Origin of the sequence: Clostridium lundense DSM 17049 (assembly GCF_000619945.1) — a bacterium.
GTDB classification, from domain to species: Bacteria; Bacillota; Clostridia; order Clostridiales; family Clostridiaceae; genus Clostridium_AO; species Clostridium_AO lundense.
In genome coordinates this window covers 208225-221759 of the sequence record NZ_JHVC01000008.1, presented here as the reverse complement: position 1 = coordinate 221759, position 13535 = coordinate 208225, and the positions used below count along the sequence as shown (strand labels likewise).

The window sequence follows — 13535 nt, the reverse complement described above, 5'->3', positions numbered from 1 at the left end:
AATGAATTTAAAAGGGAAAAGGATATTAGTTACAGGTTCAGAAGGGTTTATAGGAAGTCATTTAACAGAAAGATTAGTGAATTTAGGAGCAGAAGTTACAGCACTTGTTCAATATAATTCTTTTAATAATTGGGGATGGATAGATACATTTGATAAAAATATTAAGGATAATATTAATGTTATTACAGGTGACATAAGAGAATACGATAATATGAAAAGAGTTGTTAAAGGACAAAATGTTGTATTCCATTTAGCAGCACTTATAGCTATTCCATATTCATATTTATCACCTATGGCATATGTAAGAACAAATGTAGAAGGAACTACTAATGTGCTTGAAGCTTGTAGAGAATATGATGTGCAAAAAATAATACATACATCTACATCAGAAACTTATGGCACAGCATTATATGTACCTATAGATGAAAAACATCCGTTGCAAGGTCAATCTCCATATTCTGCATCTAAAATAGGTGCGGATAAAATAGCAGAAAGCTTTTATAAAAGCTTTAATTTGCCAGTGACTACTATAAGACCATTTAATACTTATGGGCCAAGGCAATCTGCAAGAGCAGTAATACCAACTATAATATCACAAATTCTATCAGGAAAAACTGAAATAAAACTTGGAAGTTTAAAGCCAACAAGAGATTTTAATTATGTAAAAGATACAGCAGAGGCTTTTGTTAAAATTGCGGAAAGTGATAAAACAGTGGGTGAAGTAATAAATGCAGGTTCTAACTATGAAATTTCTATAGGTGATACAGTAAAAAAGATTGCTAATATTATAGGGAAAAATATTAATATACATTGTGATGATGAAAGAATTAGACCAGTAAATAGCGAAGTAAATAGATTATTGGCTGATAATAGAAAGATTAAAGAATTAACTGAATGGAGACCGCAGTATAGTCTAGATGATGGATTAAAAGAAACTATTGGATGGATAAAGAATAATATGAAGTATTATAAAGCAGATATATACAATGTTTAAGATATAAGGACTTGTTATCATTAGCAAGTCTTTTTCTAAATTAATAATATTCATTTTATAATAATGATAACTACATAATTTAAATAAATTATAGAATGGGGTTGAATATATGATACCATTATGCATACCTGAAATTCATGGTAATGAGTGGAAATATGTTAAGGAATGTTTAGATACAAACTGGGTGTCTTCTGTTGGAAGCTATGTGGATAAATTTGAAAAAGATTTTGCAAATTTTTTAAATATTAATAAGTCAGTAGTTACAATGAACGGAACTGCAGCACTTGCATTAGCATTAAGAACTTTAGGTATAGGTGAGGGGGATGAGGTTATAGTGCCATCATTAACTTTTATTTCCCCAGTAAACACTATAAAATATGTAGGAGCAGAACCAGTTTTTATAGATGTATGTAGAGATACTTTTGTTATGGATGCTGAAAAGATAGAAGAACTTATAACAAAAAAAACTAAAGCTATTATGCCAGTACATATATATGGTCACCCTGTAGATATGGATAAGTTAATGGACATAGCTAATAAATATCAGCTTTATGTAATTGAAGACGCTACAGAGGCTTTAGGAAGTTATTATAAGAATAAAGCAGTAGGTACTATAGGTCATATAGGTTGTTTTAGTTTTAATGGTAATAAACTTATAACTACAGGTGCAGGAGGAATGCTTGTAACTGATAGTGAAAAATTAGCTGATAGAGCAAAGTTTTTATCTACTCAAACTAAAGTTGTAACTGAAAATAAAGCCTTTTATCATCCAGAAATAGGATATAATTATAGAATGCCTAATTTACTTGCAGCTATGGGATGTGCCCAGCTTGAAAATATACAAGAATATATAAAGGCTAAAAGAGAAAATGCTGAGTTATATAATAAATTATTATGTAATGTTAAAGGTATAACTTTGTCAGTAGAAAAAGAATGGGTCTCAAATGTTCAATGGCTTTATTCAATAGTAGTTGAAGATGAATACTCTATAACTAGAGATGAATTAATAAAGAGATTAGCTGAAAATGGAATAGAATCAAGACCGTTTTTTATGGCAGTTCATAATATGCCACCGTTCAAGGGCTCAAAGCATGGAAGTATGAAAGTAACAGAAGAATTGGAAGAAAGAGGACTTAATTTGCCAAGTTCTGTTTCATTAAGTAAAGATGATATTATGAAAATATGCACTATAATTAATAAATAAGCCTGTAGTTATTTGAATAACAAATATTTTTTTAGAAAATAAATTTGTTAAGCTGGGGAGAAAATAATGAGCAAAGAATATGAATTTGAAATAGATGCACATCCAAGCATATATTCACATGAAAAATCACCACGAAAGCTTAAAATATATTTTAACGAACCTGAACATGAAATCAATAAAGATACTGGAATATTATTGATGATACCAGGTTTTGGAGGAAATGCAAGCTCAAATGTTTATAAAAAAATGAGGGGTAAATTTTCTGATGAGCATAATTTAGTAACTGTTCAATGTGATTACTTTGGATGGGAATTTATGCAAAAACCTGATAATGTAAATTTTCAATTGAATCAAGATTATATAAAAAGAATAGTTACAGCTGATGAATATAAATGTATATATGATAATGATAAGATAAATGTAAGGGAATTTTTAAAGATAATAAGTAATTATGATGTTCATTTAGATCTAAAAGAGGATTTAAATGAACACATATTTAATTTTAATGATATGGGGATCATGCAGGCTATAGATAATATAACAGCAGTATTAGTAATTAAAGCTATTATAAATGATAATAAATTTAACATTAATGAAGGAAAAATAATGATATATGGGGATTCACATGGAGCGTATCTGGCATATTTATGTAATGCCTTTGCACCAGAGTTATTTAGTTTGATAATAGATAATTCAGCATGGTTATTTCCTCAATATTTAATAAATAATAGGGAAATTTTACAGTGTTATAACAAATTCAGTATTTCTATACAATTTGAATATCTAGCTAAAATATATAAAAAATATGATAGAGAGATATTAGATTTAACGTCCATATATAATAAGTTTGAAAACAAATGTAAAATAATATCATATCATGGAGTAAATGATGGATTGATAACTTGTAATGAAAAGAAGAAATTTTGCCTAGGTATAGATGGATGTATTTTTAATGAAATAAATGAGAATAAAATTGATGGTGAAATATTTAAATCAACAAGCCATGGACTAGATTTAGATTTTATAAAATTTTTTAATTTAATTATGAAAAATGAAATCATATTCAATAATAAAGAAATAAAGTTATCTAATATTAAATATAGTACAAATGCGAATATATATGAATTTGATTATAAACAAGGAATACCTATTTTAAATTTATATAAAAAGTTTAACTCTAAAAATTAAAATTATATAGCACATGTATTTTAAAATTTCTGATACAGAATTAATTTGTAAAAAATATTATATTACAGCATTAATATTAATAAAAATGAAGTTAGTTTTTATGTTTATATATTTAGTTAAAAAGTATGATTAAAAAATGATATAAGATATATAAGGTATATATGTGTAATAAGAAATTGATTAAATATATGGAGGAAATATTAGCCTCTATTAATAAAGGTGAGTGCGATGAGTGACATAACTATCAATAATAGAATGAATAAAATAAAAAAAATGATTGAAAGTTTTATAGATAAGGGTGAGTTAGAGGAAGCCAAAAAAAGTATTAATGAATATGAAAAAGTAGTGAAAGATGATGTTGATATTTATTCTATGAAAGCAGTTATTGCTATTATGGAAAAAGAACAAGCTTATGCTTTAGATATACTCTTATCAGCTATGGAGATTGACGGAAATAACTTTGATATTTTGTACAATTTAGCTTATGTAAATGAAATATTGTGTAATTACAATGAAGCTATAAGGTATTATAAAGAAGCAGAAAAAAATATACAAGATGAAAATTTAAAACAACAAATAAAAGAAGCCATGGATAATATAAAGTTACAGCATAAAGATAAAATAAAAGATAATAGAGAAAAGTTGGTATTTTTTGTTAAAGAAGGTATGGATGCTTTTTTAAAAGATATTATACAAGAATTATCAGAAGAATATTTAGTAAGAAAAATAGTTGTTAATAATTATAGTCAAATAGATAAAGGTATGCAATGGGCAAGTATTTGTTGGTTTGAATGGTGCGATGAACTAATAGCCTATGGAAGTAAATTAGATTTGGCTATAGAGAAAAAAGTAATATGTAGATTACACAGCTATGAGGCATTTACTGATCAACCTTCAAAAGTAAACTGGGATAAAGTAAACAAACTTATTTTTGTGTCTGAACATATAAGGGATTTTGTTATAGATAAATTTAAAATTGATATAGAAAAAACGGAGGTTATTCCTAATGGCATAGATTTATCAAAATATACATTTAAAGAAAGAAATTATGGGTTTAATATAGCTTATGTAGGATATATAAATTACAAAAAAGGACCAATGCTTTTGTTACAAACATTTAAAGCTATATATGATAAAAATTCTAAATATAAGTTATTTATTGCAGGAGAATTTCAGGATAATAGGGATGTTCTATATTTTCAACAAATGATAAAAGAATTTGGAATTGAAAAAAATGTATTTTATCAAGGATGGCAAAATGATTTAAATACATGGTTAGAAGATAAAAATTATATTTTATGTACAAGTATATTGGAATCTCAAAATATCAGTGTAATGCAAGCTATGTCAAAAGGTATAAAGCCTATTATACATAACTTTGTAGGGGCAAAGAATATATATAAGAACGAAAATGTGTGGAATGCTATAGATGAAGCTGTAGAAATGATAACATCTCGAAAATATAATTCAATACAATATAGGCAATTTATTGAGGAAAATTATTCTTTAGATAAACAAATAAAAATGATTAAGGAAAGTGTAAATACTATTACAAAAAATAATAAGCCTGAATTTGATCATGCAAAATATTGGAATGATAGGTTAATTAAAATGTTTGATGTTGTAGGGGTGGGATATACTGGTGTTGCAAAAAATTATAATAAGTATGTTTATGAAAATAGAATTTATATGTTGGACAATATAATAAAAAGTGTATTTAAAAATTTAAAAAATATAAGTATGTTAGAATTAGGTCCAGGCACGGGGGTATTTACTGAGTATTATAAAAATAAAGGAATTAAGAACTATACAGCTATAGACATATCAGAAAAATCAGTTAGTGAATTAAAAAGAACTTTTAAAAATTATACATTTATAAATGGAGATATATCAAATGAAGAATACTATAACAATAAGAAATATGACTTTATATATGCAGCGGACGTACTAGCGCATATAACTAATGAAAGTAAGTATGAATCAACTATTAAGAATATAGCCAATGCTTTGAATAAGAATGGAATTTGTATATTAATAGATTCAGTTAGTGCTATTAATACAAAAAGTGAGTCAGAACATGTTGTTATAAGAGATGAAAATTATGTTAGTAAAATTTTAAATAAAAATAAATTAAGATTGGTAGAAATACTTCCTATAGCGTTTTTTATGAATTATCCTTTTGATAGGGAAGTTTTAGGTGATAATAAGGAATTAGTGCTAAAATTATTTAATGAAATATCTTCTATGTTTTCAAGAGATGACATTTCAGAACAAAATAAAGAACTAATGTGTAAATATTTATTGAATAGTGAAAGACAATTGCTGCTGGAAAATAAGTTTGGGTTATCTGAGAAAATCATAATTATTACAAAAGAAAATAGCAGTGTTAATTTTAAAAAAATAACAATTGATGATTTGTGGGATGAGTATAAATTATTAGATGAAGAAAGTACTATATTAACAGAATTAAGAGCAAATAATATGTTAGATAATAAATATTATTTAATTACTAATAAAATATTAAAACAGTTACATACTCAGAATTTAACATTAGATTATATTAGAAATTCATTTAATAAGTTATTACCTTATGATAAAAACTACTATAATGAATATGATTTTACAACATCACAAATTATGCTTGGAAGAAGGGAAAAAATTAACGATAATTTTGAAATTATTGAATTTGTTATAAAAAATGATTATGATAAAATTTTGCTGATAGGAAATATATGGTACAATATAAAAAATAATAATTTCATTATACCAGATGAAATTTTACAAAGTAATAAATCTAATTATATATATAAATTCTTAAATGAAATAATTCATTATAAGTTGGAGTATAGTAACAATATTGCAGGATTTATCTTTGATGAAAATATAAAAAAAGATGTTGAAATAAATTATTTAACATATAATTGGGAAAGAGCTATACCATGTTCACAGTTCATGCCGGCTTTTGGATATTTAAGAATAGCTGAAAGATATTTATTTGCAAGTTCTTTTATAAAATCTCATTATAAAGTTTTAGAAGCACCTTGTGGATTTGGCTATGGTGCGGCATATTTTTCCAAATTGTGTTTTAAAGTTGAAACATTAGATTTGGCCAATACAAATATCGAATTTGGTAAAAAAACATATAATTACAGTAATATTAATTGGACAAATGGAGATGTAACAATATTACCTTATAAAGATAGCGAATTTGATATTTATGTATCCTATGAAGTATTTGAACATTTACCATTAGAATTAGTGGGAAAATATTTATCAGAGGCTAAAAGAGTTATAAAAAGCAATGGAAAACTAATAATATCAACACCTAATAGGGATATGAGAAAACATATTAATAATCCTTTTCATATTAAAGAGTATACTTTTAATGAATTCAATGATTTACTAAATGAATATTTTGGTAAAATTCAATATTATTCTGTAACCAATTTTAAAGTTGAGAGAGAGATGAAAGAAACTGCTTTAAATATTATTGCTGTTTGTGAAAAATAGCGGTGGATTAAAACTCAGTATTCTTCCTTCCCTAAATAGTAATTTTGGTTTAGAAAAAATTATATATTATCTAACATAAATGTGTCATGCAGTAATTACAGAGAGTTTTAGAAATAAACATCAGTAACTAATAGAAAAGGTGCTGGTGTTTTTTATTCTTTAAATTACTTGAATATATAGAAATTGTTTCATAAAACTTGCGAAATTTTCCGTAAAGTTATATAATAACAAAAGATATAAAAAATAATATTTTTTGAAATAAGTGTAAAGTTAGAAAAAAAGCTATCGATATTATAAATGTAATGATTAAAAACATAATATTCAATATGAAATTGTATATATAAACCCCAAATGTAGAAAATAAAAGATTTAAAAAACTATTAAGTTGTAAACAGGTTTTACGATATTAATAGTGTAAGAATTGAATAAGCTAAATATCATGGACGATTAATAAAACTATCTAACTTTGCAGGAGGCAAATGAGTGATAGGTTTATTAATCGTCCATTTTTTATATTCAGATTCAAGGAGGAAGAGGTATGTTAGTATTAGGCAGGAAGCCGGGAGAATATGTAGTGATTGGAAATGATATTAAGGTTAAGGTGGTAAAAAGTGATGCAGGTGATTTAAGGCTTGCCATAGATGCACCACGCAATGTTAAAATCACTAGAGGTGAGGTTTGGGAAGAACAGTTAGTGTCTATAAAATAGACAAGTTGTTTCAAATATAATTTTATATTTAAAACTCAGGAGGAGTCAATTGTTCTCGTTAATTCAGCAGGAGGCTGGAAAGACGGGGGAATTGGCTCCTTTTTTGTTAAGTAAAATCAAACTTTTAAGCAGGCTAGGAAATTGAGAGTTGAAAGTTGAGAATGGAGAGTTAAGGATGTTTTTCCTCACTCCGTTCAGAAAAACTGATAATTCAATTTTAAATTTAAGCTCTTAATAATTCTCAATTGAATAGATTCATACAAATAAGTCTAAAGTATTAGATGAGTTTATGAATTTAGGAGGTTGAAAAGTTGAAGAAAAGTTTGGTTTACAATAAAGCATTTAAGTTTGCTATTAGAATAGTTAACTTATATAAGAATTTATGTAAAGAAAAAAATGAGTATACTATTTCAAAACAAGTACTAAGATCAGGAACTAGCATAGGTGCAAATATTAAAGAAGCCGTGCAGGCATCTAGTAAGCGAGATTTTCTAATGAAAATGAATATAGCCTTGAAAGAAGCCTCAGAAACTGACTATTGGTTAGAGCTTCTTAAAGCAACTGATTATTTAGATGCTAAGGTATCAGAGTCAATGATAAGTGATTGTACTGAATTAAATAATATGCTTGCATCTATAGTAAAAACAACTAAGGAGAATTTGAAAGTGGTAGGAAAATAAGAAAACTCTCAACTTTCCACTCTCAATTCTCAACTAAAATCGTAGAGGAATGATTAACATATGGATACAGCCTAACGGCTTGCGACATAGTGGCTTATTGAGGAGATATAATTAAAGATTTTCCGTAGCATAGCGGAGGAAAATCAACCTTCATTGTCCTCTGTCCTTTGTCAATTGTCCTCTGAAAAAAGCGTTAGTAAGACACAAAGTCTTAACTATAAATAAATAACAGTGCGCAAGGAAGTGCACTTAAAAATCAAGGAGGAATTTATTATGATAATTAATCACAATATGAATGCAATGAATGCTCACAGACAAATGATAGGTAATACAGCTACGGCTGGAAAGTCAATGGAAAAATTAAGTTCAGGTTTAAGAATCAACAGAGCTGGAGATGATGCTGCAGGATTAGCAATTTCAGAAAAAATGAGAGGACAAATAAGAGGATTAGATCAAGCTTCAAGAAATGCTCAAGATGGTATTTCATTAATTCAAACAGCAGAAGGAGCACTACAAGAAACTCATTCAATTCTTCAAAGAATGAAAGAACTTGCTACTCAATCTTCTACTGGTACTTTAGACGATAATGTTGACAGAAAAGCTATTCAATCAGAAATAGATAAGTTAAATGAAGAAGTAGACAGAATCGCTTCTACAACTAACTTTAATGGAATTAAACTTTTAGATGGGTCAATTGGTGCAGGAAGCACTAAAGCTACTGGATATAATGATGGAACTCTTGATTTAACTACAAATGCTAAAGTAACAACAACCTCTGTAACAGGTGTAGATATTAAAGATGGTGATACTGTTACAGCAACAACTGTAGCAGGTAGTAAAGTAACTTTTGAAGTTAAAGATACTGATGGCAATGCAACTACTAAAGTTCTTGATATAAAAGATTTAATTACAGATAAGAATACAGGTAAAGCATTTGCTGCTGGTGCAGGTAAACAAGGAGTTATAGATCTTACATCTGTTGGATTAGGTAGAATAGAGTTTACAGCTCAAGATGGAACAAGCTCAACAGCTGCTAATTTAGCTACAGACTTACAAGGTCAATTACAAGGAGGACTTAAATTTGCAGCTGGTGCTGGTTCAACTGGTGGGTCATTAGAACTTCAGGTTGGTGACACTACTGAAACAGCACAAAAAGTCTCTGTAGATATATCAAGCATGAGCTCAGCGTCATTAGGAATAGGTGGTCTTGATGTTGGTAGTCAAAGTAATGCTAAAGCAGCTATAGACAAGGTTAAGGATTCTATAAATAAGGTTTCTACTCAAAGAGCTAAATTAGGTGCAACTCAAAATAGATTAGAGCATACAATTAATAACCTAGGAACAACAAGTGAAAATTTAACAGCAGCAGAATCAAGAATTAGAGACGTAGACATGGCTAAAGAAATGATGACATTCTCAAAGAACAATATTCTTAGCCAAGCTGCTCAGGCTATGCTTGCTCAAGCTAACCAACAACCACAAGGAGTTCTTCAGTTATTAAGATAAGTAGCGAACCAATTTTAGTGTTTTTTCTAAAGTTGTGTGAGGCCCTTACCTTTAAAACTATAAGAGTAGGGGTTTCCGTATAAATATAAAATCTATAATAATAGGTTGGGGAGAAATCCCCGACTTTTTATTTTAGTTGACATAGTACAAAGATATGGATAGATTTTTAATATGAAAGTCATATGGTATTTTTTAATTCTCTGCTGATAAATATATTTCAACTGTTATAGAGGGGGAAAATAAAATAAAAGAGTATTTATAAATGAGTTTAATATACATTTAAATGTATATTAAACTCATTTTTGCATTTCAATAATTTTGAATTATATTTTTCTAAATTAGTTCATTTAATGAAATAGTAAAATAAAATGTCAAAAGTTTTTTAAAATTGTACGATAATAATTTTAGAGGTGGTTATTATGAATAGAACTAAAGTTATGTAATGATAAAGATTATTGTAAAGAATGGTAATTATTTTTATATAGAACAATAGGTAAAAAATTAAGTTTTAAAAAATAATGGAAAGAGAAGGAAAAGAAGCATATGACATTAGAGAAATTTGGAATAAAAATATCTGGATTAAAAAAAATAAAATTAGCTATTGAAGAAAGTATTTTAAAAGGTGAATATGATGAAGCAAAAAATACGATAAAAGAATATGAAGAACAGTTCCCATTTGATATGACTATTTCTACTATAAAGGCAGCATTATATGTTTATGAAAATAATTTAGATGAAGGGGAAAGAGTGCTATTAGAAGCATTAAAAGAATTACCTTTTAATTATGAAATTAATTATAATTTAGGAATGATATATGGATTTAAACTAGATTTTATAAAAAGTCTAATTTTTTATTTTAAGGCATTAAAGTATTCAAAAGAGGATGCAGAAAGGGAAATGGTTGTAAATTCTATAGATGAGCTTTCTAAAATTGTTATAAATAATTATCCTAATAAAATAAATGAATTTAAAAATAAAGTTACAGAACTTAATGCATGGGTAAATGAAGTAGATGCAAGATCTTTTCCTGTAAATGGCAAAGGAGAGAGCTTAATAGGAAAATTTCTTAATGAAAAAAATAAGGATAATGGTTACTATGTAAATTTATATAAAGTAGAAAGCCTTGTAGATTTGGTTCCTCAGATTAGAACCTTGTATAAAACTGAAATGCTTCATGGAAAAATTGTAGATAGAACTATAGATGTTGAAGTTAAAGAAGATGTAGTTGTGCCAATATCTACAACAAAGCTATCAGAGTTTATTTTTAAAATAAATGATAAAAAGTTTGTTTTAAATAATTTATTACCTAATTCATTTCATTATATGCCTGTAAGGGAGAGTGGGAAATTAACTATAGAAAGTAATAATGAGTTTTTTCTAGGGAATATTATAAAACTTAAGGATGAAATTAAGGAAAATAAACCTAAGCTTATTATGTATTTATTTATAGATGGATTATCACAGGAAACAATAGCAAGAGATAAATTAAAAAAATTAATGCCAAAAACTTATGAGTTTTTTAATGATGGAATAAGATTTAATAACTGTTATTGTAATGGTGAGTGGACTCTACCGGGATTAGCAACTTTTTTTACTGGAGAGTATACTACAAATCATAAATTATTTCATTCAGAATTTACATATAAACTTGGGAGTAAAGAAAAATTAATGAGCGAAATATTTAAGGAAGATGGGTATTTCACAACACAAATATGCAATGATTGGAGGAAAACTCCATTATATGGATATAATAAAGGATTCGATAGAAGTATATATCAGCCGGCTGTAGATGGAATGGGATGCGAAGAAGTAGTTATGGAAACTATTGAACATTTACAAGCTTTTGATGAAAAAAATAATTTTATGTGGTTGTCTTTTGGTGATTTACATAAGGTTGCGGATAATATAGAACCTAAAATAAGTAGCCAAATAAAAGGAAGCCTTTATTCAAGAACAGTAGAAAATGATAGTAATGAAACAGTATTTAAAGATTATGACGAAAAGAAAATAGAAAGATATGAAATGGAGATCAACAGATTAGACTTCTATTTAGGTATTTTATATGATTATATAAACTCTATATATTCTAAAGAAGAAGTGTTAATATTACTGATTTCAGATCATGGACAGACATTTTTAAAAAAGGATACAGGATTCTTCCATGAAGGAAGAACAAGGGTTCCGCTTCTTATTAAAGGTATAGATCTTCAAAGCAAATCCGTAGATGATATAATTGAGAATGTAGATGTACTGCCTACAGTATTAAAACTTTTAAATATTAATTATAATTTAAATATAGATGGAAAATTACCAGTTTGTTTAGGTGGAGAGAGTAAAAGAGAGTTTGCCTATACGGAATCTATTTTTCCAGGACAAACCTATAAAGCTGTTATAAATGATTATACTCATAGATTTGTTTTTGAATCTGAAAATTTTGTAGAAAATGATGGTAGAGTGGAAGTTGGGAATTTTAAAGTTAACTTAATAAATAAAAAGACAGGGCATGATGAAAAAGACAAATTTAAAGAAATAGTAGAAAGATATTTAGAAGTTGTTTTTAATCATATAAAGAAAAATATTAAAATATAGTAAAGTTAATTTGTGGTTATAAATGGGTTTTAATATATTTAAGGGCAACTTAAAGTATGTATTAAAACTCATTTTTTATAATTTTTTACATTGTTTGATAATTTTCGTTGATTTTTATTAATTTAAATTATATAATTAAATCGTTCAATTTAACAATTTAATTTATAAAATTTGAACAATAATATTTGTGAGGGTAATAATTATGAATTTAAAAGAATTAAAAGTACTAAAAATTTTAAATCTAGAGAATAAGTTAAGCCAGAGGAAAATTGCTGAAAAGGCTGAGGTATCGCTTGGAACAGTTAATAATATAATAAATTTTTTGATTGAAAATGATTATTTAATGGCTAATAAAATAGCTTACAGGAATACAGAATATATATTGACAAGTAAAGGAAGTGAAAAAATTAACGAAACAATTACTAAAACTGCAGTTATACTTGCTGCTGGGATGGGAACAAGGCTTATAAATATTACAAAAGATGAAGTGCCTAAAGGGTGTTTAAAAATAGAGGGTAAGACTTTAGTTGAAAGAAGTATAGAAAAGTTACTGAAAAATGGTATAGAAAAAGTAATAATAGTAACAGGACATTTAAATCAATTTTATGATGAGCTAACATTTAAATATAGAAATATTTATACTATAAAAAATAATAACTATGCTAATACAGGAAGCATGGCATCTCTTGCAGCAGCTAAAGATTTTATAGAGGAAGATTTTATTTTGTTAGAAAGTGATCTTATATATGAAGAAAGGGCATTGCAAGAAATACAAAATACTGATTTAAAAGATTGTGTATTACTTTCAGAGGCAACGTATAGTGGAGATGAAGTGTTTGTAGAAATCAGAAATGACAATATATATAAAATGTCGAAGGACAAGCATGGACTAAATAGTATTTATGGAGAATTAGTAGGAATAAATAAGATATCAAAAAAACTATTTGATAGAATGATGCTAGAATATTCGAAAAATACCAATTCTCAATATCATTATGAATATGCAATAGAAGATTCTGCCAAGGAATATTTAGTTGGATTTAAAAAAATTGAAGATTTAATATGGGCAGAAATTGATGATGATAATCATTTGAAAAGAGTTTTAAATAAGATAGTTCCCAAATTAGAAGAAAAAAATGAAATATAAGGGGTATT

The 13535-nt window shown here is 27.0% G+C and carries 9 protein-coding genes; all 9 read left to right on the top strand.

From position 1 onward, the window contains the following. Position 1: 1 nt before the first annotated feature. The 9 genes from T514_RS0111305 (at position 2) to T514_RS0111260 (ending at position 13527) form a co-directional block, all read left to right on the top strand. The gene (locus tag T514_RS0111305) at positions 2–994 is read left to right on the top strand and encodes an NAD-dependent 4,6-dehydratase LegB (protein WP_027624876.1); all 993 of its coding nucleotides are present in this window, start codon (positions 2–4) and stop codon (positions 992–994) included. A gap of 109 nt (positions 995–1103) precedes the next feature. Continuing rightward, a complete protein-coding gene (locus T514_RS0111300) occupies positions 1104–2198 on the top strand; it encodes a LegC family aminotransferase (protein WP_027624875.1) in 1095 nt (364 codons plus the stop codon). Between the two features lie 66 nt (positions 2199–2264). Further along, complete coding sequence (locus tag T514_RS0111295; protein WP_027624874.1) at positions 2265–3386, top strand: DUF2920 family protein; 1122 nt, start codon at positions 2265–2267, stop codon at positions 3384–3386. 255 nt (positions 3387–3641) lie between these two features. Continuing rightward, on the top strand, positions 3642–6896 hold the full coding sequence (locus T514_RS0111290) for a methyltransferase domain-containing protein (RefSeq protein ID WP_242850593.1): 3255 nt from the start codon (positions 3642–3644) through the stop codon (positions 6894–6896). 538 nt (positions 6897–7434) lie between these two features. Next, positions 7435–7605, top strand: a complete 171-nt coding sequence (locus T514_RS0111285) for a carbon storage regulator (protein ID WP_027624872.1) — start codon at positions 7435–7437, stop codon at positions 7603–7605. 311 nt (positions 7606–7916) lie between these two features. Next, positions 7917–8285, top strand: a complete 369-nt coding sequence (locus tag T514_RS0111275; RefSeq protein ID WP_027624871.1) for a four helix bundle protein — start codon at positions 7917–7919, stop codon at positions 8283–8285. A gap of 273 nt (positions 8286–8558) precedes the next feature. Then, on the top strand, positions 8559–9791 hold the full coding sequence (locus T514_RS0111270) for a flagellin N-terminal helical domain-containing protein (protein ID WP_027624870.1): 1233 nt from the start codon (positions 8559–8561) through the stop codon (positions 9789–9791). A gap of 543 nt (positions 9792–10334) precedes the next feature. Then, positions 10335–12380 carry a sulfatase-like hydrolase/transferase gene (locus tag T514_RS0111265; protein ID WP_027624869.1) on the top strand — a complete coding sequence of 682 codons (2046 nt, stop codon included), beginning with the start codon at positions 10335–10337 and terminating at the stop codon, positions 12378–12380. Positions 12381–12582: 202 nt separating this feature from the next. Further along, positions 12583–13527 carry an NTP transferase domain-containing protein gene (locus tag T514_RS0111260; RefSeq protein ID WP_084284503.1) on the top strand — a complete coding sequence of 315 codons (945 nt, stop codon included), beginning with the start codon at positions 12583–12585 and terminating at the stop codon, positions 13525–13527. The last annotated feature ends 8 nt before the right edge of the window (positions 13528–13535 follow it).